General features: G+C 72.4%; 15 protein-coding genes, 3 tRNA genes and 1 pseudogene. 9 read left to right on the top strand and 10 right to left on the bottom strand.

The window, feature by feature from the left end; genetic code table 11:
- Window positions 1-35: 35 nt before the first annotated feature.
- Both ACIRFL_RS27155 and ACIRFL_RS27150 read left to right on the top strand, forming a co-directional pair.
- Window positions 36-1,097 (top strand): MerR family transcriptional regulator, encoded by a 1,062-nt coding sequence (locus ACIRFL_RS27155; RefSeq protein WP_404033524.1) that lies wholly within the window; start codon window positions 36-38, stop codon window positions 1,095-1,097.
- A 131-nt stretch (window positions 1,098-1,228) separates the two neighbouring features.
- Window positions 1,229-2,665, top strand: a complete 1,437-nt coding sequence (locus ACIRFL_RS27150; RefSeq protein WP_404033432.1) for an acyl-CoA synthetase — start codon at window positions 1,229-1,231, stop codon at window positions 2,663-2,665.
- Window positions 2,666-2,822: 157 nt separating this feature from the next.
- Here ACIRFL_RS27150 and ACIRFL_RS27145 read toward each other — a convergent pair whose 3' ends face one another.
- A complete protein-coding gene (locus ACIRFL_RS27145) occupies window positions 2,823-6,434 on the bottom strand; it encodes a S8 family serine peptidase (protein ID WP_404033430.1) in 3,612 nt (1,203 codons plus the stop codon).
- Window positions 6,435-6,920: 486 nt separating this feature from the next.
- Here ACIRFL_RS27145 and ACIRFL_RS27140 point away from each other — a divergent pair, with 486 nt between their 5' ends.
- From ACIRFL_RS27140 to ACIRFL_RS27130, 3 genes and pseudogenes are all read left to right on the top strand, one after another.
- A complete protein-coding gene (locus ACIRFL_RS27140) occupies window positions 6,921-7,958 on the top strand; it encodes a rod shape-determining protein (protein ID WP_404033428.1) in 1,038 nt (345 codons plus the stop codon).
- A gap of 23 nt (window positions 7,959-7,981) precedes the next feature.
- Window positions 7,982-8,172, top strand: a pseudogene (locus tag ACIRFL_RS27135) (histidine kinase); the annotation flags it as partial.
- Window positions 8,173-8,521: 349 nt separating this feature from the next.
- Window positions 8,522-9,037, top strand: coding sequence for a hypothetical protein (locus tag ACIRFL_RS27130; RefSeq protein ID WP_404033426.1), 516 nt, complete (start codon window positions 8,522-8,524; stop codon window positions 9,035-9,037).
- 145 nt (window positions 9,038-9,182) lie between these two features.
- On the opposite strand, the gene ACIRFL_RS27125 is transcribed toward ACIRFL_RS27130, so the two are convergent.
- The 4 genes from ACIRFL_RS27125 to ACIRFL_RS27110 form a co-directional block, all read right to left on the bottom strand.
- A complete protein-coding gene (locus ACIRFL_RS27125; RefSeq protein ID WP_404033424.1) occupies window positions 9,183-9,506 on the bottom strand; it encodes a hypothetical protein in 324 nt (107 codons plus the stop codon).
- 685 nt (window positions 9,507-10,191) lie between these two features.
- Window positions 10,192-10,265: transfer RNA gene (locus ACIRFL_RS27120), tRNA-Ile, on the bottom strand.
- Window positions 10,266-10,443: 178 nt separating this feature from the next.
- A tRNA-Asn gene (locus ACIRFL_RS27115) sits at window positions 10,444-10,516 on the bottom strand.
- 5 nt (window positions 10,517-10,521) lie between these two features.
- Window positions 10,522-10,594, bottom strand: a tRNA-Asn gene (locus ACIRFL_RS27110).
- A 160-nt stretch (window positions 10,595-10,754) separates the two neighbouring features.
- Here ACIRFL_RS27110 and ACIRFL_RS27105 point away from each other — a divergent pair.
- The 4 genes from ACIRFL_RS27105 to ACIRFL_RS27090 all read left to right on the top strand — a co-directional run bounded on the left by ACIRFL_RS27105 (window position 10,755) and on the right by ACIRFL_RS27090 (window position 16,473).
- A complete protein-coding gene (locus ACIRFL_RS27105) occupies window positions 10,755-11,060 on the top strand; it encodes a YtxH domain-containing protein (RefSeq protein WP_404033422.1) in 306 nt (101 codons plus the stop codon).
- Between the two features lie 101 nt (window positions 11,061-11,161).
- A complete protein-coding gene (locus ACIRFL_RS27100; RefSeq protein WP_404033420.1) occupies window positions 11,162-12,613 on the top strand; it encodes an FGGY family carbohydrate kinase in 1,452 nt (483 codons plus the stop codon).
- Window positions 12,614-12,811: 198 nt separating this feature from the next.
- Window positions 12,812-14,545 (top strand): ABC transporter ATP-binding protein, encoded by a 1,734-nt coding sequence (locus tag ACIRFL_RS27095; protein ID WP_404033418.1) that lies wholly within the window; start codon window positions 12,812-12,814, stop codon window positions 14,543-14,545.
- Window positions 14,545-16,473 carry an ABC transporter ATP-binding protein gene (locus tag ACIRFL_RS27090; protein ID WP_404033416.1) on the top strand — a complete coding sequence of 643 codons (1,929 nt, stop codon included), beginning with the start codon at window positions 14,545-14,547 and terminating at the stop codon, window positions 16,471-16,473. Before ACIRFL_RS27095 ends, ACIRFL_RS27090 begins: the two co-directional genes overlap by 1 nt.
- A 305-nt stretch (window positions 16,474-16,778) precedes the next feature.
- Here the strand turns inward: ACIRFL_RS27090 and ACIRFL_RS27085 are convergent, their stop codons facing one another.
- The 5 genes from ACIRFL_RS27085 to ACIRFL_RS27065 all read right to left on the bottom strand — a co-directional run bounded on the left by ACIRFL_RS27085 (window position 16,779) and on the right by ACIRFL_RS27065 (window position 23,873).
- Window positions 16,779-18,062, bottom strand: coding sequence for an RNA polymerase sigma factor (locus ACIRFL_RS27085; RefSeq protein ID WP_404033414.1), 1,284 nt, complete (start codon window positions 18,060-18,062; stop codon window positions 16,779-16,781).
- A 90-nt stretch (window positions 18,063-18,152) separates the two neighbouring features.
- Complete coding sequence (dnaG, locus tag ACIRFL_RS27080; protein WP_404033411.1) at window positions 18,153-20,057, bottom strand: DNA primase; 1,905 nt, start codon at window positions 20,055-20,057, stop codon at window positions 18,153-18,155.
- Between the two features lie 150 nt (window positions 20,058-20,207).
- Entirely contained in the window at window positions 20,208-21,470 is a 1,263-nt protein-coding gene (locus ACIRFL_RS27075) for an NAD(P)/FAD-dependent oxidoreductase (protein ID WP_404033408.1), read from the bottom strand.
- 133 nt (window positions 21,471-21,603) lie between these two features.
- Window positions 21,604-22,875, bottom strand: coding sequence for a deoxyguanosinetriphosphate triphosphohydrolase (locus ACIRFL_RS27070; protein WP_404033405.1), 1,272 nt, complete (start codon window positions 22,873-22,875; stop codon window positions 21,604-21,606).
- Between the two features lie 128 nt (window positions 22,876-23,003).
- Window positions 23,004-23,873 carry a sirohydrochlorin chelatase gene (locus ACIRFL_RS27065; RefSeq protein WP_404033402.1) on the bottom strand — a complete coding sequence of 290 codons (870 nt, stop codon included), beginning with the start codon at window positions 23,871-23,873 and terminating at the stop codon, window positions 23,004-23,006.
- Window positions 23,874-23,896 lie beyond the last annotated feature (23 nt).

The following is a 23,896-nucleotide window of genomic DNA, read 5'->3' as shown; positions in this document are numbered from 1 at the left end:
GGGACGACGAGCACGGCGGCACCCGGGGGTGGGGCATGGAGATGCTGACGATCGGCGCCTTCGCGAGGGCCAGCCGACTCTCACCGAAGGCGCTGCGGCTCTACGACGAGCTGGACCTGCTGCGGCCCGCGCGGGTCGACCCGGACACCGGGTACCGGTACTACGCCGTCGAGCAGTTGGAGCGGGCCCGGCTGGTGGCCTGGCTGCGCCGGCTGGGCATGCCGCTCACCGGGATCCGCGCGGTGAGCGCGCTGGAACCGGCCGCCGCCGCACGGGAGATCCGCGCCCACTGGGCGCGGGTGGAGGCCGAGACGGCCGCGCGCCGGGACCTCGCCGCGTTCCTCGTCCACCATCTGAGCGCAGACCCGAGGAAGGACACCGTCATGCTGGAACTGCGTCATTGCGCCCGCTCCGACACCGGCCGGGTGCGGCCCGCCAACCAGGACACGGCGTACGCGGGCGCGCGTCTGCTCGCCGTGGCCGACGGGTACGGGCCCGCCGGGGCGCCGGCCAGCAGCGCCGCGGTGGAGGCGCTGAAGTTCCTGGAGGGCGCGGAAGCGTCCGGGGGCAGCGTCCTGAACCTGCTGGAGGACGCCGTCCAGGGCGCGCACCAGGCCGTGCGGGACGCGGCCGGCGGCGCGGCGGAGGCCGGCACCACGCTGACCGCGCTGCTGCTGACGGGTTCACGGCTGGCCCTCGTGCACATCGGGGACTCGCGCGCGTATCTGCTGCGCGACGGCTCGCTGTTCCGGATCACCCACGACCACACGGTGGTCCAGTCGCTGCTCGACGAGGGCCGGCTGACCCCGGAGGAGGCCACCGCGCATCCGCAGCGCGCCCTGCTCCTGAAGTCACTCGGCGGTGACGCCGGCACCGCCCCCGACCTGAAGCTGCGTGACGCGCTGCCCGGCGACCGGTATCTGCTGTGCTCCGACGGCCTGTCCGGGGTCGTGGCGGACGAGCGGATCGCGCACGTGCTGGCCACGGCCGCGACCCCCGACGCGGCGGTCGGCGCCCTGATCGGCGAGGCGAACGCCACCGGCGGCCCGGACAACGTCAGCTGCGTGGTCGCCGACGTGGTCCGGACGGCGGCCTGAGCGCGCCGCCGCGTCCCGCCGCTCCCGCACCGACCGCGTCCTCACCGGCGGTCCGATCCTCTACCGTCGGGGGCACAGGAGCGTGCGGAGCGCTGTTGCCGGTGCTCCCCGACGGGTAAGGAGTGCGCCGCGTGTCCCTTCTCTTTCCGGCCCTGGCGGGCGGTCCGGGCGAGCGCGTCGCCCTGCGGTTCGGCGAGCGGTCACTCACGTACGCGGAACTGGGCGCCGCCGCGGGTGCCGTGGCCGCCCGCCTCCGGGGCGCGGGCCGGGTCGCCGTCTGGGCGACGCCGGAGCCCGAGACGGCCGTCGGGGTGGTGGGCGCGCTGCTCGCCGGGGTGGCCGCCGTACCGCTCAACCCGAAGTCCGGGAATGCCGAACTCTCCCACATCCTCTCCGACAGCTCGCCCTCCCTGGTGCTGGCCGCGCCCGGCACCCGGCTCCCGGCCCCCCTGGACGCGCTGACCCGGCTCGACGTGGACGCGCACGGCGGCGGCGAGGTCCCCGAGGACCGTGCGGCGGACGGCGACCCCGCGCTGATCGTCTACACCTCCGGCACCACCGGCCCGCCCAAGGGCGCGGTGCTGCCCCGGCGCGCGCTCGCCGCCACCCTGGACGCGCTGGCCGACGCCTGGCGGTGGACCGCCGACGACGTCCTGGTGCACGGGCTGCCGCTGTTCCATGTGCACGGGCTGGTGCTGGGCGTCCTCGGCCCGCTGCGGCGCGGCGGCTCGGTGCGGCACCTGGGGCGGTTCGACACCCAGGGCGTGACCCGGGAGCTGAACGACGGCGCGACCATGTTCTTCGGGGTGCCGACCATGTACCACCGCATCGCCGAGGCGCTGCCCGAGGACCCCGGGCTGGCCAAGGCGCTGGGCCGGGCCCGGCTGCTGGTCTCCGGCTCGGCCCCGCTGCCGGTGCACGACCACGAGCGGATCACGGCCGCGACCGGGCAGCGGGTGATCGAGCGGTACGGCATGACGGAGACGCTGATGAACACGAGCGTGCGGGCCGACGGTGCGCGGCGCGCGGGCACGGTCGGGGTGCCGCTGCCGGGCGTGGAGCTGCGGCTGGTGGAGGAGGACGGCACGGTCCTCGCTGCGTACGACGGGGAGACCATCGGCGAGATCCAGGTGCGCGGGCCGAACCTGTTCACCGGGTACCTCAACCGGCCCGACGCCACCGCCGCCGCGTTCACCGCGGACGGCTGGTTCCGCACCGGCGACATGGCGGTGCGCGAGGCCGACGGCTATATCCGCATCGTCGGCCGGAAGGCCACCGACCTGATCAAGAGCGGGGGTTACAAGATCGGCGCCGGGGAGGTCGAGAACGCGCTGCTGGAACATCCGGGGGTGAGCGAGGCGGCCGTCACCGGGGAGCCGGACGCGGATCTGGGCGAGCGGATCGTGGCCTGGATCGTGCCCGTGGATCCCCAGTTCCCGCCCGGAGCGGAGGAGTTGGCCGACCATGTGGCCCGCCGCCTGGCCCCGCACAAGCGGCCGCGGGTCGTCCGGCATCTGGACGCGCTTCCCCGCAATGAGCTGGGCAAGATCATGAAGCGCTCGCTTTAACACCGAGCGCTCCGCGGGGAGGGCGGGGCTGTGGCGGCACCGTCGGCTACAGCACCGTCGACTGCAGCGCCATGGTGGCTGCGGTGCCATCTTCGGCTGCGGCGCCGTCGTGGCTTGTCGCGCAGTTCCCCGCGCCCCTATGGGGCGCGGGGTGCTGTTATCTCACCGCCGTCGCTCGGATGATCTCCTGCGTCACCGAGGTGCCTTGGTTGTCGTGGGACGAGGCTCGTAGGGAGATGTGGGTGGCTTTGCGGGGTACGGTCAGCGTGCCGTGCCAGGTGGGGCCGCGGTCTGGGGTGAGCCCGACCCGTTGCCAGGACGCGCCGTCGTCGTACGACACGTCGAGCGTGCCGCCGCCGAGCCTCCCGGTGCCGACCGCGTCCGCCACGTACGAGGCGCCGAGCCGCACCGGCACCCGGCCGTCGCGCACCCTGCCCGCGAGGTCGGTGTCGATGTCGAAGGAGAGGTTGATCAGCGGGAGGCGGGTCCAGCGGTCCTCGGGGGTCGCCGCCGACCGGAAGGTCCACTCGGCGTGGCCCCGGGTGGCCGGCAGCCAGCGGTCGGCGTCCAGGGCGGTGTCGGTGACCACCCGGTAGGTGTGCTCGTCGGCGGGCGCGTCCCACACGTACGCGGCGGAGCCGTTGCGCCGGTCCACCCGGGTGCCGTCCAGGTACACCTCGGTGTACTGGGTCATGCCGGTGCCCTCGCTCCACACGTCGCCGAAGCCGGTGTGGTCGGGCCCGGAGTCGCCCCAGCCGGGGGTGTTGAACTGGAGCTGGTTGCCGGAGCGCTGCTGACCGGAGCCGAGCCCGGTGCCCAGCCACGGATGCCACACCGGGCGGAACCAGTTCAGCGTCGGGCGCGATCCGCCCGAGTAGCGCACCGGCCCGCCGCGTTCCTCCAGTGCCCCGCCGTCGGCGGTCACCGACTCCTGCCACCGCTGTCCCGGCCCGGTGGACACATAGTCCGTACGCTCGGCGGGCAGGTCGACGCGCTCCTGGAAGCCGAGGCCGATCGGGAAGGCGTCGGTGATCGAGTACCGGTACTCGCTGCCGTCGAGCGCCCTGCCGGCATGGAACTTCACGTCGAGCGCGGCGAGTTGGCGGCCACTCGGCGCGTAGGTCAGGTCCCGGTCCGGGACCGCGCCCCGGTGGCCCTCGGAAAGGTCGTACACATACGGCGAGTTACGCGTCCCCGTCATGTCGACGCGGCCCGCCAGGCGCAGCTTCGCCGCGTCGGCGGCGTTCACCGTGGCGATCTGCAGCGGCCGGTCGGCGTTGTCGTCCGTGCCCCACCAGGCCATCAGCCGTCCGGGCGTGTCATCGGTGACGAACAGCGCCTCGGCGCCCGCGTCCTGGGCGGCCCGGGCGAGCGCGGCCGGGTCGGCGCCGTCGGCGAGCCGGGCGAGCACCGCCTTGCCCGCGACCCCGGTGACCGGGCCGTCGCCGACGTCCACCAGCGGCAGTCGGGTGCGGCCCTCGATCAGGGTGCCGCCGGACTGGACGGTGGCCTCCCCGATCCCCTTGACGTCGAGCTGCGGCTTGGCGAGCCGCCACACCGTGCGGTACTCGAAGCCGCCCTCGGTGACCGGGTCGGTGGGCGCGGCGAAGACGCTGTCGTAGGTCAGCGGCACCTGGACCGCGCCGAACAGGTCGGCGCCGTTCGCCTGCCGGTCGTACTCCATGACCAGCTGGCGGGTCTCGGTGCGCCGCGGGACCTCCGTGCGCAGTTCGCGCAGCCTCCGTCCGTCCAGGGTGATCTCACGGTCCCGGTCCAGGACGACCTCGGGTGCGGCGAGGAAGCCGAGACCGAGCGAGTCGGCGCCGTGGCCGCCGCGCACGTCCAGGAAGGAGGCCAGGGCGTACGTGCCCGGCTGGAGCCGCAGCTTCAGGGTGCCGGAGTCGCCGACGGAGGCGGGGAGGGCGTCGGCGCCCGCGGCGAGCCGCTGCACGGTGAGGTCGGCGGCGGCCGGCGCGCCGTCCCGGTCCCTCACGTGCACGGTGAGCGTGTACCGCTCCTCCTCCTTGACCAGCCCGAACGCGGTGTGCGCGACCGTGGTGCCGGCCGCGTCGACGGCCACGATCTGTCCGCTGCTGGTGCCGACCGGCGCGCCCGTGCCGTCACCGGTCACGGTGGTGGACGCGGTGCCGTGCGCGGGGACGGTGAGCGCGGTGTCGGCGAGGGAGACCACACCGTCCGGCGCGCCCCGCACGGAGAGCGTCAACTCGGCATCGGTGTCGGCGGAGTTGGTGTAGGTCACCGTCCTGGTGACGGGTTCGTTCGCCGGGTACGGCCAGGCGTAGAAGCCGAGGTCGGTGCTGCCGGTGGCGGTCACCTCGGCCGTCACCGCGGCGGGCGCGCTGACCCGGCCCGCGCCCAGCACATAGGCGGACGCGTCGAGTTGCCGCGAGGTCGACATCAGCGCGTCCTTGATCCGGGCGCCGCTCCAGTCGGGGTGCTGCTGCGCGAGCAGGGCGGCCACCCCGGCGACGTGCGGGGTCGCCATCGACGTACCGCTCATCGTGGTGTACGGGCCGCTGCCGGGGACGAGACCGGAGCGGGCGGCGAGGATGTCGACACCGGGCGCCGACAGGTCGGGCTTGAGGGCGTTGTCGCCGTACCGGGGTCCGGCGCTGGTGAAGTAGGCCGCCTGGTCGGCGGAGTCGACCGCGCCGACGGTCAGGGCCGCGTCGGCGGCGCCTGGCGAGCCGATGGAGGAGGGCGCGCCGGTGTTGCCGGCCGCGACGACGAACAGGGCGCCGGTCTCCTTCGACAGGGCGTCGACGGCCTGGGACATCGGGTCGGTGCCGTCGCCGGGCTCGGTGGAGCCGAGGCTCATCGAGACGATCCTGGCGTTGACGTCCCGGGCCGCCCACTCCATGCCGGCGATGATCTGGGACTCACTGCCCGAGCCCTGATCGCTGAGCACCTTGCCGACCGCCAGGGTGGCGTCGGGGGCGACGCCCTTCTCCCGGCCGTCCGAGGCCGCTCCGCTGCCGCCGACGGTGGAGGCGACATGGGTGCCGTGGCCGTCGCGGTCGGCGACCTCCTGGCCGTCGACGAAGCTCTTGGCGGCGGTGACCCGGTCCTTGAGGTCGGGGTGGCTCAGATCGGCCCCGGTGTCCAGGACGGCGACGGTGACGCCCTTGCCGGTCAGCCCGGCGTCCCAGGCGGCCGGCGTGCCGATCTGGGCGTTGCTCTCGGCCATGTCGGCGGTGACCCGGCCGTCCAGCCAGACCTTGTCGATGCCGTCGCCCGCGGTGAACTCCCGCCAGAAGGTACGGCCCTTGCCGGCCCGGACGGCGGCCCCCCGCAGGCTCGTCAGGCTACGGGTCCGCTCGGTGCCGCGCGGTGTGACCGCCCGCACGCCCTTGTCGTAGGTGACGATCAGCGGCAGCGCGTCGGTCCCGGCGTCGCCGAGCCCCTGCCGGATCAGCCCGCTGACGTCGAACAGCCGCCGGTCCAGGGTGCCGGCCCGCAGATGGGGCAGGGCCTCGTCGGGTACGACGGTGATGTCGCCGCCGCTGCGCTGGGTCCGTACCGCCCCGGTGGCGCCGGCCGGCCGCCGCACGGTGACCGTCTTCTTCCCCTGCCCGACGTCGGTGACGATCACCCGGTCGCCGGTGACGAGGGTGACGGTGGTGGCGGCGTGCGGGGAACGCGGGGCCGCGGTGGCGGAGTTCGCGACCGCCGGGGCCGCAGGCAGCAGGGCGATCACGAGCCCGGCCGCCAGGAGGGGCGCCCCCTGTCTGACTGGTCCTCTGGTCATCCACGCCTCTTCTCGTTCGCGTGCGTCGAGTACGTACGTGCATGTCGAACGCTGCCCAGCAGTGTCACGGACCTTGTGTCGCCCCGGAGTTACCCAGGCCCGGGCGGAAACCTGCCCCGGCATGAACCCGCCAACCCCACCCACCCCCGGGGCACCCCCCAAACCGGCCCCAACTCCGTAAAGCCCTCACCGGGGCGCACTCCCCGGCCGGCCCGCGCCACAGATGCACTCGGGGAGTGACCACCGGCCGGGACCCGACCGACCGACCCTCACCGCCGCCACCCGGCCGGGCCGCATGCCACCCGATCGGCGTAACGCTGTCCTCCCGGTCGGAGTCGTCGGCCTTGGGCCGCAGGCCGAGTGTCCGTTCGGGGGTAACCCGGTCGGCCCTCTCGGGAGGCGTGCGGGGCGCCGGGGGCGGAGGATACGTAAGAGGCCCGCCAACCGGCGGCACCGCCACGGCCTGCGCACTCGGGAGGATCTGCCGTGACCGTCAGTCTGGAGCAGTTGCGCCGCTGCCACTTCGCCGTCGATCTGGGCGCGGCCCGCACCCGCGTCTATGTGAAGGGCGTCGGCCTCGTCGTGGACCAGCCGTCCGCCGCCGCAGTGAACACCCGCACCGGCGCGCTCATCGCCGTGGGCGAGCTGGCGGAGCGGATGACGGGCCGCACCCCCGGCTACATCCGCGTCGTACGGCCGGTCTCCGGTGGCACCGTCGTCGACATCGAGATGGCCCAGCGGATGCTGCGCCATCTCCTCGGCGACAAGATCCGCCGCGCGCTGCGCCGCAAGGCGCGGCTGCGGGCCGCCGCCTGCACCCCGCACGACGCCGATCCGCTGGCCCAGCGGGCGACGATCGAGACGCTCGCCGGCCTCGGCGCCCGCCGCGTCGAACTCGTGGACACCCTGATCGCCGCCGCCGTCGGCTGCGGTCTGCCCGTGGAACGCGCCCAGGGCACGATGATCGTCGTATGCGGTGCCGCCGCCACCCAGGTCGCCGTCCTCTCCCTCGGCTCGATCGTCACGGCGGAACGGATCCCGGTCGGCGGCGAGGCCGTCGACCATGCGATCGTGCAACACCTGCGGCACGCACATGAGTTGGTGCTGCCCAGCCAGTCCGTACGGCCGCTGCAACTGGCCCTGTCCGGCAACGGCCTGACCCCGCACGGCCCGGTGTCCACCGTGATCCACGGCCGGGACGTGGCCACCGGTCTCGCGCGCAGCGTGCAGATCGACACCGCCGCCGTGCGCGAGGCCATCCACACCCCGCTGACCGCCGTACTCGACGGCATCGGCAAGGTGCTGCGGGACTGCCCGCCCGACCTGGTCGCCGACCTCGCCGACGTCGGGATCGTCATGGTCGGCGGCTCCGCGCTGCTGCCCGGCCTGGACCAGATGCTGCGGGAGGCGACCGGGATGCCGGTGAACATCGCCGAACGGCCCGACGTGTGCGCCGTCCAGGGCATCGGCGCGATGCTGGAGGGCAAGATCGAGCCGCTGGTCCTGGACCCACTGGCCGCCTGAACCGGGCCCGCCACGGCCGTACGACCGACGATCCCCTGCCCCGCCCCGCGGGCATCGTCGGCACGACCGTCGAACCCGGCAGCGCCGTACTGAAGCAACTGGTCGGCGGAGAACCGGTGTTCATCGACGACTGGCAACGGACCCGCGGATGACCCCGCGGGTGCGGCACCGGTTCGGACCGGGGAGAGCAGACGGACGGCGGGGAAACGGACGGCGCCGGGCCACGCCGTTCAGTACGGCAGGATCCGCCCCGAGGGGGTCCTGCGGTCGATCTCCTGGCCGCGGGGGGCGGCGGGCCGACGGCTGACACGAACACGGATCCGGCGGTCCATGGCGCCCTCCTCATGCTTCCCGGTGCCTCGTCCTGATCGTCCTGCCCAGCCCGGCCCCTGCCCAAGCCCGTCGGACCCGAGATCTGCACTCCGCACCGCAGACGCAGGGGGCGTCATCATTCCCACCCGCCTCCACACAGCCCCCCGTCCTGGTCACAACACGGCCACGAAGCCCACACGGCATCGCCGCCCGACGGATGATGCCCCCTCAGCGACAACTGGGGGGAACACATGAGGATCCGTACCGTCCTGTGCGCTGCCCTGCTCGCGCTCACCGCCCTCACGGCCGGATGCGGCAGCGGCGACACCGAGGCCGACCCGGAAGCCTGCCGGGCCGCGCTGAAGGAGCAGCAGTCCGAAGCCGCGAAGAACGACGAAGAAGGCGTGCGGCCCGCCGCGTGCGACGGCCTCGACGACAGGACAATGCGACGCCTGACCGGCGAAGTGATCACGGAATGGCTGAAGAGCGACGAGGCGGACAAGGTCGCCGGCGACGCCCTGAAGGACGCCTTCGGCGACGGCATCCGGGTCTCCGACCTTCCCACGCCCGGCGCCGCCGAGCCCACGCCGACCACGTCCACCGGCGTCTTCGCCGCCTGCCGGGCCTGGATCGAACAGACGCTCCTCGACTCCACGGACGCAGACAGCGGCACCGCCGGGGCGGGCGCGTGCACCACCCTGACCGAGGATGAGTTGCGCCAGGCCGTCGACGACATCATCGCCCAAGGTGTCACCGCAACACCCTGACCACTACGAAGACAGTGAGGGCGAGGAGACACCGGTTCGGCGACGGGCCGGCCGGCACAACGGCCGCTCACGCAAAACGCTCGGCTGGGAAACCCCAGCCGAGCGCCTTGCAACCACCGCCCGCGGCCAAAGCGTTGACTCAGGCTCAGCAGTACCGGGCTTCTGCCCTGGCGAATCCCGCACTGTAGCCATTGGCCCAACCGCGGGTGTAGTCGCCCGCCCTGCTGAACCCGTGCCCGTACTGTCGGCCGCGCTCCATCTTGCAGTCGTCCCTGGCGTCCGAGTACCCGCTCCGGAAGCCGGCCTGGAAGCCCCTCCGGTAGTCATCCGTACTGGATACCGCTGCTGACGCGTTGCTGTGAGTCTGGCTGGGCGTGACCGCCACCGCCTGCTGAAGGCCGACCGGCGCGAAGGCGAGGAGCAGAGCTGAAGCCGAAACGATGGACCGCTTCGAGTAGTTACCGATCATGACCACACCCCTTTGCCATTTATTGGTCATTTCGGTATTTCCAGCCTACTCAGACATATAGGGCACGCAACCCGCCTATAGCGCACGGGTGAACTCCCGCCAAGCATCGTGGCGTTGACACCTTTGTCAACGCCACACCGCCTTTCTGTCGGCACTCCGAGCCAGCAAGCACGACGTGCGTGCCCGGCGAAGCCCACCGCGTCGCCACCCTCCACGTTCGCGCCTGCTCCACCTGCCACGACCCCGCGCCTGCTCGGCCCGCAGGGAACTGCTCACCCTGGCCGACGGGGGCCGGGATGACCGCGCGGGCGCCTGCGGCCCGTGCCGGACGAGGGACCGCCTGGTTCCGCTCGCCGACCGGGCATGGCTATGCGCCCGGAGGCGCCGCCCGTCGTGTCGCCGACCTACGCCCAGTACTCGGGGTGCGCCTGCGAGGGCCGAGCCGGGCGAGCCATGCCCTCATGTACGGGCCGCTTCGTGTTCGGCGTCCCAGGATGGCCGTCGTTCGGCCATCGGAGCGTTGCTCCGCCGACACGGCGGCGGGTTGCTTGGTGATCCACCGGCAACATGATCGCCTGGCCCTCGGGCGAACAAAGGCCCAGCCAACGATCCTCAGGCACGACGAAAGCCCCTCCAGCACGGAGGGGCCGACGCTCTGCCGCAGGTGAAAACGTTCCTGCCTCGGTGGGGCGGGTGGGACTCGAACCCACGGCCGACGGATTATGAGTCCGCTGCTCTAACCGGCTGAGCTACCGCCCCATAGCGGCGTGTCGCGTACAAGTGTGCGCGCCGTCTGCCGCAGCATAGCCGCTCATACGATCTCCTGCCTCGGATGGTCGGCTCCACATGACCTTGAGGACTCCACCCCGCGCCGGCTGGTTCCCGGGATGCGATACGGACATGAAAAAGGACCCCTACGGGGTCCTCGTTCAGCATGCTCCCCCGACTGGACTCGAACCAGTAACCTGCCGGTTAACAGCCGGCTGCTCTGCCAATTGAGCTACGGAGGACCGAGCTCCCCCGACTGGACTCGAACCAGTAACCTGCCGGTTAACAGCCGGCTGCTCTGCCAATTGAGCTACGGAGGAATGCCTCAGTGCATCGGACGTACCTCCCTGGGTATCCGCCAGGGGGCGCGCGCTCGCTGCGACACATACATTAGCGCAAGCAGGGGGGTGCTCCGCCAATCGGTACTCTCCTCGCGCCGATGTCGTACCAGCAGACCTACGCAAGGAAAGGGTGGCCGTCATGCGCTACCGGCTCACGTTCGTCGCCGGACTCGCCCTGGGCTACGTACTGGGGACGAGGGCCGGACGCGAGCGTTACGAGCAGCTGAAGAAGTCCGCTCTGCAGTTCGCGCAGAACCCGGCCGTCCGCAACACCGCGGAGACGGCGGCCCAGCAGGGGCGGCAGTTCGCGGGCCGGGCGCTGCACACCGTGAGCGACAAGGTCGGGGACCGCATGCCCGACTCGGTGGCCCACCGGGTGCGCACCCTGCGGGAGCGCACGGCCGGCGGCTCCGGCGGGGACGACTGGGGCACCAGCGCCCCGTAGTCGGCGTAGTCGGCCGCTTCTCGGGTGCCCGGCCGGGCACCCGAGAGGCGATGCACCGCCCACGGCCGAAGCAGACGCCGCGATACGGCAGAATTTCGGTCATGGGGATAGTCGCCGGGTTGGACAGCTCGCCCGATTTCACTCGCATCGTCGTCTGCGACACGGACACGGGGGCCGTGCTCCGGCAGGGCTATGCGCCGCACCCCGTGGAGAGTCCCGGCGGCGGGCGCCCCTCCGACATCGACCCGCAGGCCTGGCTCCTGTCCCTGGGCGAGGCGGCCGGCGGCGGATTGCTGGAGGGCGTGCAGGCGATCGGCGTCTCCGCGCAGCAGAACGCTCTGATCCCGCTCGACGCTCAGGGCAACACGGTGCGTCCGGCGCTGGTGGGCGGCGACAAGCGGGCGCAGGTCGCGGCGGCCGACCTGATCGACGCGCTCGGCGGGCGGGAGGCGTGGGCGCGGGCGGTGGGCAGTGTGCCGCAGGCCGCGCAGCCGGTGACCAAGCTGCGCTGGCTCGCCCGCAGCGAACCCGAGAACGCGCTGCGCACGGCCCTGCTGCTCCAGGCCCACGACTGGCTGGTGTGGCAGCTGCTCGGCCGGCCGGTGCGGCGGACCACCGACCGGGGCGGGGCCTCCGGCACCGGGTACTGGTCGGCGGCCTCCGGCGCCTGGCGGCCCGATCTGATCGAGTTGGCGCTCGGTCACCAGGCCGTGCTGCCCGAGGTGATCGGCCCGGCCGACGCGGCCGGTACGACGCCGGAGGGGCTGCTGATCTCCGCCGGGACCGGGGAGACGATGGCCGCCGCCTTCGGGCTCGGTATCGGTCTCGGGGACGCCGTGGTGTCGCTGGGCGCCTCGGGCTCCGTGATGGCGGTCCATCCGGAGGCGCTGACCGACCAGTCCGGGATGATCACCTCGCTCGCCGACGCCACCGGCCTGCACCTGCCGGTCGTCACCACCCTGAACGCCGTACGGGCCCTGCGCGGCACCGCCGAACTGCTCGGCCTGCCCGACCTGGAGGGGCTGTCCGAGCTGGCGATGAAGTCGACGCCGGGGTCGCACGGTCTGGTGCTGCTGCCCTATCTGGAGGGCGAGCGGACCCCGAACCTGCCGCACACCGCCGGGACCCTGGCGGGGCTGCGGCGCGAGTCGATGCGGCCGGAGCATCTGGCGCGGGCCGCCTTCGAGGGGATGCTGTGTTCTCTCGCGGACGCGCTGGACGTGCTGCGCGGGCGGGGCGTGGAGGTGCGCCGGGTCTTTCTGCTGGGTCCGGCGGCCGAGCTGCCCGCGGTGCAGGCGGCGGCGCCCTCGCTGTTCGGCGCGCAGGTCGTGGTGCCGCAGCCCGCCGACTACGCCGCGATCGGTGCCGCCCGGCAGGCCGCCTGGGCGCTGGGTGTCTCGCAGGGCTCGCTCGACCCGCGTACCCCGCCCGCCTGGCAGGGCGCGGCGGCGCAGGTGCTGGAGCCGGGGGACGATCTGGCCGTGGGGCAGGCGGTGCGCCAGCAGTTCGTGTCGGTACGGGAACAGACCCATCCCGGGGCGTTCCAGGCGTAGCGCTCCGCGGGAAGGGCCGTGGAACGTCGTCGGTCGGCTGCGGCACCATCGTGGCCGGCCGCGCAGTTCCCCGCGCCCCTTCGGGGCGCTGCCCCCGCTATCGGGTTAATCGGTTGAGGTAACGCGGGTGGAGTGTCCGACGATAGGGGCCAAGGGCGCATCGACCGGCCCCCACTCGCCGACCCGAAGAGACCCAGCGTGCTCATACGACTTCTGCGGACCTTTCTGAGGCCCTACAAGAAACCCATAGTTCTCCTGGTGCTGCTGCAACTCCTGCAGACGAGCGCCACTCTTTATCTGCCCACGCTCAACGCGCACATCATCGACAACGGCGTCGTGAAGGGTGACACGGGTTACATCCTGTCCTTCGGCGCGCTGATGATCGGCATCTCCCTCGCTCAGGTCGTGTGCAACATCGGTGCCGTGTACTACGGCGCGAAGACCGCGTCCGCGCTCGGCCGGGACGTGCGGGCGGCCGTCTTCGGCCGGGTGCAGTCCTTCTCCGCGCGTGAGGTGGGCCACTTCGGGGCGCCCTCGCTGATCACCCGTACGACCAATGACGTGCAGCAGGTCCAGATGCTGGTCCTGATGTCGTTCACGCTGATGGTGTCCGCGCCCATCATGTGCGTGGGCGGCATCATCCTCGCCCTCGGCCTGGACGTCCCGCTGTCCGCGGTACTGGTCGCGGTCGTACCGGTGCTGGGCATCTGCGTGACGCTGATCGTGCGCCGGCTGCGTCCGCTGTTCCGGTCCATGCAAGAGCGCCTTGACACGGTGAACCGGGTGCTGCGCGAGCAGATCACCGGCAACCGGGTCATCCGCGCCTTCGTCCGGGACACCTACGAGCAGGACCGGTTCCGCAAGGCCAACGGCGAGCTGACCGACATGCAGCTGGCCACCGGGCGGATGCTCGCGCTGATGTTCCCGATCGTGATGACCGTGGTGAACGTCTCCTCGATCGCGGTCGTGTGGTTCGGCGCCCACCGCATCGACAGCGGCGGCATGGCGATCGGTGACCTGACCGCGTTCCTCGCCTATCTGATGCAGATCGTGATGTCCGTGATGATGGCCACCTTCATGTTCATGATGGTGCCGCGCGCGGAGGTGTGCGCCGAGCGCATCCAGGACGTGCTGGGGACCGAGTCGTCCGTGGTGCCGCCGACCGCGCCGGTCACCGAGCTGCGCCGGCACGGGCACCTGGAGATCCGCGGGGCCGGGTTCCGCTACCCGGGTGCCGAGGAGCCGGTGCTGAGGTCCGTCGACCTGGTGGCCCTGCCGGGCGAGACGACCGCCGTGATCGGCTCCACGGGCAGCGGCAAGTCGACGCTGCTCGGACTGGTGCCGCGGCTGTTCGACGCCACCGAGGGCGAGGTGCTCGTGGACGGCGTGTCCGTGGCGAGCGTCGATCCGGCGCTGCTCGCCAGGACGGTCGGTCTGGTGCCGCAGAAGCCGTATCTGTTCGCCGGCACGGTCGCCACCAACCTGCGGTACGGCAATCCGGACGCCAGCGACGAGGAGCTGTGGCAGGCGCTGGAGGTGGCGCAGGCCAAGGAGTTCGTGCGGCAGCTGGAGGGCGGCCTCGACGCACCGATCGCGCAGGGCGGCACCAATGTCTCCGGCGGTCAGCGCCAGCGGCTGGCCATCGCCCGTACGCTCGTCCAGCGCCCGGAGATCTATCTCTTCGACGACTCCTTCTCCGCCCTCGACTACGCCACCGACGCGGCCCTGCGCGGTGCGCTCGCCCGGGAGACCGCCGAGGCCACCGTGGTGATCGTCGCGCAGCGGGTGGCGACCATCCGGGACGCCGACCGGATCGTGGTCCTGGACGAGGGCCGGGTCGTCGGCACGGGCCGGCACAACGAGCTGATGGCGGGCAACGAGACCTACCGGGAGATCGTGCTCTCCCAGCTCACGGAAGCGGAGGCTGCCTGATGGCCGGTCCCATGGGACGCATGATGGGCGGGGCAGGACCGGACCAGCGGTCGATGGAGTTCACGAAGTCGGGCAAGCGGCTCATCGCCCAGTTCCGGCCCGAACGCCTCACCATCTACGGGCTGCTGCTGTGCGTGGTCGTGAGCGTGGGCCTCAGCGTGATCGGACCGAAGATCCTCGGCAGGGCCACCGACCTGGTGTTCGCGGGCATCATCGGCCGCCAGATGCCGGCCGGGGCCACCAAGGAGCAGGTGCTCCAGTCCATGCGCGAGCGGGGCGAGGGCGCCGTCGCGGACATGCTGAAGAGCACCGACTTCACCCCGGGCCAAGGCATCGACTTCGGCGCCGTCGGCAATGTCCTGCTGTTCGCGCTGGGCACCTTCCTGGTGGCCGGTCTGCTGATGGCGGTGGCGACCCGGCTGGTGAACCGGTCCGTCAACCGCACGATGTTCCGGATGCGCGAGGACGTGCAGACGAAGCTGTCCCGGCTTCCGCTGTCGTACTTCGACAAGCGGCAGCGCGGCGAGGTGCTGTCCCGGGCCACCAACGACATCGACAACATCGGGCAGACGCTCCAGCAGTCGATGGGGCAGCTGATCAACTCGCTGCTCACCATCATCGGCGTGCTGGCGATGATGTTCTGGGTGTCGTGGCTGCTGGCGCTGGTCGCGCTCGTCACCGTGCCGCTGTCGTTCGTCGTCGCCACCCGGGTCGGCAAGCGCTCCCAGCCGCACTTCGTGCAGCAGTGGCGCTCGACCGGCAAACTGAACGCGCACGTCGAGGAGATGTACACCGGGCACACCCTGGTGAAGGTGTTCGGCCGGCAGGAGGAGTCGGCGCGGCAGTTCGCCGAGCAGAACGACGCGCTGTACGAGGCGGGGTTCAAGGCGCAGTTCAACAGCGGGATCATGCAGCCGCTGATGATGTTCGTCTCGAACCTCAACTACGTACTGGTGGCGGTCGTCGGCGGTCTGCGGGTCGCCTCGGGCTCGCTGTCCATCGGTGATGTGCAGGCGTTCATCCAGTACTCGCGGCAGTTCTCGATGCCGCTGACCCAGGTCGCCTCGATGGCGAACCTGGTGCAGTCGGGTGTCGCCTCGGCCGAGCGGATCTTCGAACTCCTGGACGCGGAGGAGCAGGAGGCGGATCCGGTGCCCGGCGAGCGGCCGGCCGAGCTGCGCGGCCGGGTGGCGCTGGAGGGCGTGTCCTTCCGTTACGACCCGGACAAGCCGCTGATCGAGGACCTGTCGCTGAAGGTGGAGCCCGGCCATACGGTCGCGATCGTCGGCCCGACCGGTGCGGGCAAGACCACGCTGGTCAATCTGCTCATGCGGTTCTACGACGTGTCCGGCGGGCGCATCACCCTGGACGGCGTCGACATCGCGCGGATGTCCCGGGACGAACTGCGCTCCGGCATCGGCATGGTGCTCCAGGACACCTGGCTGTTCGGCGGCACGATCGCGGAGAACATCGCCTACGGCGCCGCGCGCGAGGTCACCCGCGGCGAGATCGAGGAGGCGGCGCGGGCGGCCCACGCCGACCGGTTCATCCGCACCCTGCCTGACGGGTACGACACGGTGATCGACGACGAGGGCACGGGGGTCAGCGCCGGTGAGAAGCAGCTCATCACCATCGCGCGGGCGTTCCTGTCCGACCCGGTGATCCTGGTGCTCGACGAGGCGACCAGCTCCGTCGACACCCGCACCGAGGTGCTGATCCAGAAGGCGATGGCGAAGCTCCAGCACGGCCGGACCTCGTTCGTCATCGCTCACCGGCTCTCCACCATCCGGGACGCGGACACGATCCTCGTCATGGAGAACGGTTCGATCGTCGAACAGGGCGCGCACGCCGACCTGCTGGCGGCCGACGGCGCCTACGCCCGCCTGTACAAGGCCCAGTTCGCCCAGGCGATCGCCGAGGTCGACTGACCCCACCCCACCACGGGGGCCGCCGCCCGCGGATTCGAGATCCCGACCACTTCGCCCCGCCGGGCCGCCGCCCGGCGGGGCGAAGCGCTGCCGGGTGCGGGTCCGGGGGTGGTCCAGGCGCCGAGGCGAGGCCGATCACGGCGGCCGTGAGCTGGTCCGGGAGGCGGGTACCCGCGGGTCCGCGGTGCCGGCATCGGTGCAGCCCGGCGGTGCGGGCGGCGGCAGAGGGGTGGGTTCCCTCGACGCCGATGCGGGACGCGGGGCGTCGTCGCCGACGGCCTCCGCTGAGGTGGGTGGCCCCGGCGTCAGTCGAGGTAGCCGCGTAGTTGGTCGGCGAAGGCGTGGTCGCGGAGTTTGTTGAGGGTCTTGGACTCGATCTGCCGGATCCGTTCCCGGGTGACGCCGAAGATGCGCCCTATCTCCTCCAGCGTGCGGGGCCGCCCGTCGGCCAGCCCGTAGCGGAGCTGGACGACCTTGCGTTCGCGCTCCCCCAGCGTCGACAGCACCGCCTCCAGATGCTCCCTGAGCAGCAGGAAGGCGGCGGACTCCACGGGGCTCGCGGCATCGCCGTCCTCGATGAGGTCACCGAGGGCGACATCGTCCTCCTCGCCGACCGGCGCGTGCAGCGACACCGGCTCCTGGGCGAGCCGCAGCACCTCGCCGACCCGCTCGGGCGCCAGGTCGAGGTGGGCGGCGACCTCTTCCGGGGTGGGCTCGTGGCCGCGCTCCTGGAGCATGCGGCGCTGCACCCGCACGACCCGGTTGATGAGTTCCACGACATGCACGGGCACCCGGATGGTGCGGGCCTGGTCGGCGAGCGCGCGGGACATGGCCTGCCGGATCCACCAGGTGGCGTACGTGGAGAACTTGTAGCCGCGGGCGTAGTCGAACTTCTCCACGGCCCGGATCAGACCGAGGTTGCCCTCCTGCACGAGGTCCAGCATGGTCAGTCCGCGGCCCACGTACCGCTTGGCGACGGACACCACGAGGCGCAGGTTGGCCTCGATGAGCCGGCGCTTGGCCATCCGGCCCAGCACCACCAGCCGGTCCAGGTCGAGGGCGAGCTGGCTGTCCAGGTCGGGGGTGCTGCCCAGTTTCTCCTCGGCGAAGAGTCCGGCCTCGACCCGGCGGGCGAGTTCGACCTCCTCGGCCGCGGTGAGCAGCGGGATACGGCCGATCTCGCGCAGGTACTGGCGGAACAGGTCCGAGGTGGGGCCGCCGGTCTCGGCGCGCGCGGCGGGCGGTTCGACGGGCTCCGGCGCCTCGGCGGCAAGCGCCTCGGCGGGCGGCTCGGCGGGTCCGTCCGGCTCCGTCTCGGGGTGCAGCGCGACGCGGCTCTGCGGGGGCACGGCCACGATGACATCGGTCTCGGCGTCCGGCGCGTCCGGCGTGCTGATGTCGGTCTGGGCGAGGGTCTGGGTCTGCACGGGGGCGACCTCCAGGATGATCGCTGCCCGGGTGTGCGGCAGCGGTACGTCGGGGGCGGAGTCGACGGCCTTGCCGCTGTCCGTCCCGTACGAGATGAGCGGAACCGCGGGGTTGTGGGACCCGTGGGGGACGGATCTGCCGCGCTCCGAGGACTCAGGCACCGCACCCCAGTGTGGGGTAAGACACATCACCGCCACGAGAGTCGTGCGATGACTTTTTGCGTCCGGTGCGTGACCCTGCGGTGACCCGGCCTACAGCGCTGCCGCGCCGTGCACCTTCAGGGCCTGGTCGTACTGCTGGAGGACCCACAGTTCGTTGCGGGCGGCGGCCAGTTGGGCGGGGTCGCCGCCCGCCTCCAGGCGGCGCACGGTGATCTGGATCTCCTGGATCCGCCGCGCGACGGCCCGGCGGCGGACGGTCACGAGCTGTTCGCCCGCATAGGTCTCGTCGACCGTGCGGCGCATGATGGCCTCGACGGCCAGCTCCGTGACCATCGCGCGGACGGTGTCGTCCGGGGCCGCCTCCCGCACCCGGACCAGGAACTCCTGCGAGTCCTGTACGCCGTACTCGGCGCCGCCCGCCTCCATGACGGCCTCGCGGACGGCCGCGTATGGGGCAGCGGTGAACTCGTCGACGCCGTACGCGTCGAACGCCGGGGAGACCAACTCCGGGCGCTGGAGGGCGAGTTTCAGCAGTTCGCGTTCCGTGGCGTACACCGGGTTGCGGAGGTTGAGCGCGGGTCCTGCTCCGGTACGGCGCGGGGCCGCGGCCTCGTACTGCTGCGGGCCGCGGGCCGGCGACGGGGACCGACCGCCGCCGCGTTCGCGCGCCCAACGCGCCAGCTGGGCCACCCTCTTGACCACGAACTGGGTGTCCAGGATGCCGAGCAGGCCGGCCAGTTCGACCGCGACCTCGTGCTGCGCGCCGCTGTTCTTGATGCGGGCGACGACGGGCGCGGCCTCGTCCAGGGCGGCCGCGCGGCCCGCCGGCGTGTCCAGGTCGTAGCGGCCGACGATCTGGCGCAGCGCGAACTCGAAGAGCGGGGTGCGGGGTTCGGCCAGGTCGGCCACCGCCTCGTCGCCCTTGGCCAGGCGCAGATCGCAGGGGTCCATGCCGTCCGGCGCGATGGCGATGTATGTCTCGGCGGCGAACTTCTGGTCATCCTCGAAGGCGCGCAGCGCGGCCTTCTGGCCCGCCGCGTCCCCGTCGAACGTGAAGATCACCCGTGCCGAGCCGTTGTCCATCAGCAGCCGGCGCAGGATCTTGATGTGGTCGCCGCCGAAGGCCGTGCCGCAGGTGGCGATGGCCGTGGTGACCCCGGCCAGGTGACAGGCCATCACATCGGTGTAGCCCTCGACGACCACCGCGCGGCTGCTCTTGGCGATCTCCTTCTTCGCCAGGTCGATGCCGTAGAGGACCTGGCTCTTCTTGTAGATCGCCGTCTCGGGGGTGTTGAGGTACTTGGGGCCGTTGTCCGCCTCGTACAGCTTGCGCGCGCCGAAGCCGACGACCTCGCCGCCGATGTCCCGGATCGGCCACATCAGACGGCCCCGGAACCGGTCGATGGGGCCGCGGCGGCCCTCCTGGGACAGGCCGGAGAGGACCAGTTCCTTGTCGGTGAAGCCCTTGCCGCGCAGATAGCGGGTGAGGTGGTCCCAGCCCTGGGGGCTGTAGCCGACGCCGAAGTGCACGGCCGCCGCCTGGTCGAAGCCGCGCTCGGCGAGGAAGATCCGGCCGGTCTCGGCCTCGGGGCTGGTGGCGAGCTGTTCCGCGTACCACTGCGCGGCGATCTTGTGGGCCTCGACCAGGCGGATGCGCTCGCCGCGCTGGTGCGCCGGGTTGTATCCGCCCTCCTCGTAGCGCAGGGTGATGCCCGCCTGGGCGGCGAGGCGTTCGACCGCCTCCGAGAAGGAGAGGTGGTCGACCTTCATCACGAACGTGATGGTGTCGCCGCCCTCCTGGCAGCCGAAGCAGTGGAAGAGTCCCTTGCTCGGGCTGACCTGGAAGGACGGCGACTTCTCGTCGTGGAAGGGGCACAGGCCCTTGAGGTTGCCGCCGCCGGCGTTGCGCAGCTGGAGGTACTCGGACACCACGGCATCAATCGGGACAGCGTCCCGCACCGCCTTCACGTCCTCGTCATTAATCCGCCCAGCCACACCCCGATTCTACGGTCACCTCCGCGCCCCCAAGCGGCACAGGGAACGACGCGACCAGCACCCCAAAGGGGCGCGGGGAACGGCGCGACCAGCCACAAACAACCCGCACCCGCCGGACGACAGACGAAGGCAGACGCGTAGGCGAACCGCTCAAGCCAGCGCAGCCAACGGCACGTGCGGATCAGCCAACCGCTCCGTATCCACCCGCACCCCCGAACGGATCAACCGCTGGATCGGCCCTGTGACATCCCACACGTTCACATTCATCCCGGCCAGCACCCTCCCCTCCTTGACCCAGAACGCGATGAACTCCCGCTTGCCCGCGTCCCCGCGGATCACGACCTGGTCGTACGAGCCGGGCGGCGCCCACCCGCTGTACTCCATGCCCAGGTCGTACTGGTCGGTGAAGAAGTAGGGCACGCGGTCGTAGACCTCGTACCTGCCGAGCATCGAGCGGGCCGCGGCCGGGCCGCCGTTGAGCGCGTTGGCCCAGTGCTCCACCCGCAGCCGGGTGCCGAACAGCGCGAGCGGGAAGGACGCCACGTCACCGGCCGCGTAGATGTCGGGGTCGGAGGTGCGCAGCCGCTCGTCCACGACGATGCCGCCGCCGTGCGCCCGGTCGGCGATCTCCAGGCCCGCCGACTCGGCCAGCGCGGTACGCGGGGCCGCGCCGATCGCGGCGAGGACGTCGTGCGCCGGGTGCTCCTCGCCGTCGTCGGTGCGGGCGGCGAGGACCATGCCGTCCTGGCCGACGATCTCGGTGAGGCGTACGCCGAAGCGGAAGCGGACCCCGTGCTCCCGGTGCAGTTCGGCGAAGAGGTTGCCCAGCTCGGGTCCGAGGGCCCCGTACAGCGGGGTCGGCGCGGTCTGTACGACGGTGACCTCGGCGCCGTACTGGCGGGCCGCCGCCGCGACCTCAAGGCCGATCCAGCCGGCGCCCGCGATCACGAGGTGGCCGTTGTCCCGGCCGAGCGCGGCGAGCACCCCCTTGAGCCGCTCGGCGTGCGCGATGCGGCGCAGGTGGTGGACGCCCGCGAGGTCGGTGCCGGGGATGTCGAGGCGGCGGGGCTCGGCGCCGGTGGCGAGGAGCAGCTTGTCGTAGTGGACGAGGGTGCCGTCGTCGCCGAAGCGGACGGTCTTCGCGGCGCGGTCGATCGCGTCGACCGTCTGGCCGAGGTGCAGTTCGACGTCGTTCTGCGCGTACCAGGCGGGTTCGTGCACGAAGACGCTGTCGCGCTCCTCCTTGCCGAGCAGAAAGCCCTTGGACAGCGGCGGGCGCTCGTAGGGGCGGTCCCGTTCGTCGCAGATCAGTATCACCCGGCCGGTGAAGCCCTCCGACCGCAGCGTCTCCGCCGCCTTGGCCCCGGCCAGGCCCCCTCCGACGATGACGAATGTCTGGTCCGCGTCGACCACGTGATGCCTCCTCGTAAGCGTGCCGCCACATGAGCCTCCCGCACGGAGCGAGGCGCGGGAAGGGGGAGTGACCCGATCAGGCCACGGAGGGACACGTCCGTGTCACATGCATCACATCAGTCTCACGGGTTCGTCACGTGCGTCCCGTCAGGCGCGCGTGCAACGAGCGCGCGGAGGCGTCGGTGAGCGAGGCGATCTGGTCGACGATCACCCGCTTGCGGGCGCTGTCGGCTGCCGCCGCCTCGAACAGGGCCCGGAACTGCGGGTCCAGGCCGTCGGGGGCCCGCGCGGTCAGCGCCTCGGCCAGTTCCGCGACGACGACGCGCTGGTCCGCGCGCAGCCGCTCCTGCTCGGCGCGCTGCATCACATACCGGTCGGCGACCGCCTTGAGGACCGCGCACTCCATCCGGGTCGGCCGGGGCACGACGAGTTCGGCGCCGTACCGGGTCAGCCGCCCGCTGCCGTGGGCCGCCCGGGTGGCGCCCTCGGCGGCCAGGCAGAACCGGCCGATGAGCTGGCTGGTGGCGTCCTTGAGGCGGGCCTGGGCGACCGCGGTGCCGTCGTAGCCGTGCGGCCACCACTCCTGGTCCTGGAGCCGGTCGAGGGCGGCGGCGAGTTCGGCGTGGTCGGTGTCCGCGGGTACGTACCGGCCGACGGCGACCTCGAACACCGACCGGCGTTCCGGGCCGGCCCGCAGACTGCCGGGGTCGATATGGCCGGCGTGCAGGCCGTCCTCGACGTCGTGCACCGAGTACGCGACGTCGTCGGACCAGTCCATGACCTGGGCCTCGAAGCAGGTGCGGGTGCCGGGGGCCTCCTTGCGGACCCAGTCGAAGACCGGCCGGTCGTCCTCGTACACGCCGAACTTGGGCGAGGCGGGGTCGCTGGGGTGGGCGCCGCGCGGCCAGGGGTACTTGGTCGCCGCGTCGAGGACCGCGCGGGTGAGGTTCAGCCCGACGGAGCCCTCCGGGGTGAACCGTTTGGGTTCGATGCGGGTGAGCAGTCTGAGGGACTGGGCGTTGCCCTCGAAGCCGCCGCAGTCCCGCGCGAACTCGTTGAGCGCCTGTTCCCCGTTGTGCCCGAACGGCGGGTGGCCCAGGTCGTGGGAGAGGCAGGCCGCCTCGACCAGGTCGGGGTCGCAGCCGAGGGCTGCGCCCAGCTCGCGGCCGACCTGGGCGCACTCCAGGGAGTGGGTGAGCCGGGTACGCGGGCTGGCGTCCCAGGCGGGGCCCATGGTGCCGGGCGTCACCACCTGGGTCTTGCCGGCCAGGCGGCGCAGCGCGGCGGAGTGCAGCACGCGCGCGCGGTCGCGCTGGAACGCGGTGCGGCCCGGGCGTTTGTCGGGTTCGGGGGCCCAGCGGTCGGCCGACGCCGGGTCGTAGCCGGCAGGGGGTGCGGGTGCCATGGTTAGACCGTAAGCGCCGACCGGCACATCCGGACGACGACGGGACGCCCGCGCGTCTGCCGGGGGGTGTCGGGGCGGGGGTGTCATGGGCGCCGCCGGGTGACCTCCCGAGGGGGACGCCTACGGTGTCATGCCGAGGCCAGTTCCGGGGTCGTGGTCGTCGGGGTCGCCAGTGCCTGGTCGTAGCGGTGCAGGATCAGGTGGGCCAGCGCGTAGTGGGCGCCCAGTGGGGCGGAGGCGATCCAGGGGGCCTGTTCGGCGCACTGGGTGGCGAACCGGCCCGGGGCCGTGAAGCAGGCGGCCACCGCGATCCGGCGCCGGCCGCGGTCGGCCAGCGCGCGCAGGGCCGCGGGCACGGTCGGTGCCGCGGCGGACGCGTAGGCGGGGACGACGGGCACGCCCAGGCGGTCGGCGAGGAGGCTGGCCGTGCGACGGGTGTCGGCCGCCGAGTCGGGGTCCCGGGAACCGGCGGCGGCCAACACGATCCCACTGCCGCGGCGGGCGGCCTCGGTCGTCGGGGTGCGCCAGCCTGCCTGGACGAGCCGGGCGCACAGGGTGTCCACGAGCAGCGGGTGCGGGCCGAGCGGGGCGGCCACGCGCGCGTGCGGGGCCGCGGCGGCGACCGCCTCCGGGATGTCCCGCTTGACGTGGTGGCCGCGGGTGAGCAGCAGCGGAACGAGCACTGCCGGGGCGCCGTCGAGACCGGCGAGGGTGTCGGGGAGCAGCGGCTCGTTCAGCTCGATGTGGCCGAGCCCGACCGGCACGGCGGGACGCAGCCGCCGTACCCGCTCCATGATCGCGTGTGCGGTGCGCAGCGCGCGCGGGTCGCGGCTGCCGTGCGCCACGAGGACCAGGGCGGGCGGGCCCGGGCGGCGGCTGCCGTCGAGCGCGCTGCGGCCGAGCCGACCGGCCAGGTGACTGCTGATGCTGCGCATGGGGTGCGCCGTGCTGTCGAGGCGGGCACGGGACTCGTCGCGAGGGTGGTTCGACGCCGTCATGAACCGATCCTGACGGCAGCAGG

Source organism: Streptomyces sp. NPDC102462 (assembly GCF_044765425.1).
Lineage (GTDB): Bacteria > Actinomycetota > Actinomycetes > Streptomycetales > Streptomycetaceae > Streptomyces.
This window is presented reverse-complemented; position numbering and strand designations above follow the sequence as displayed.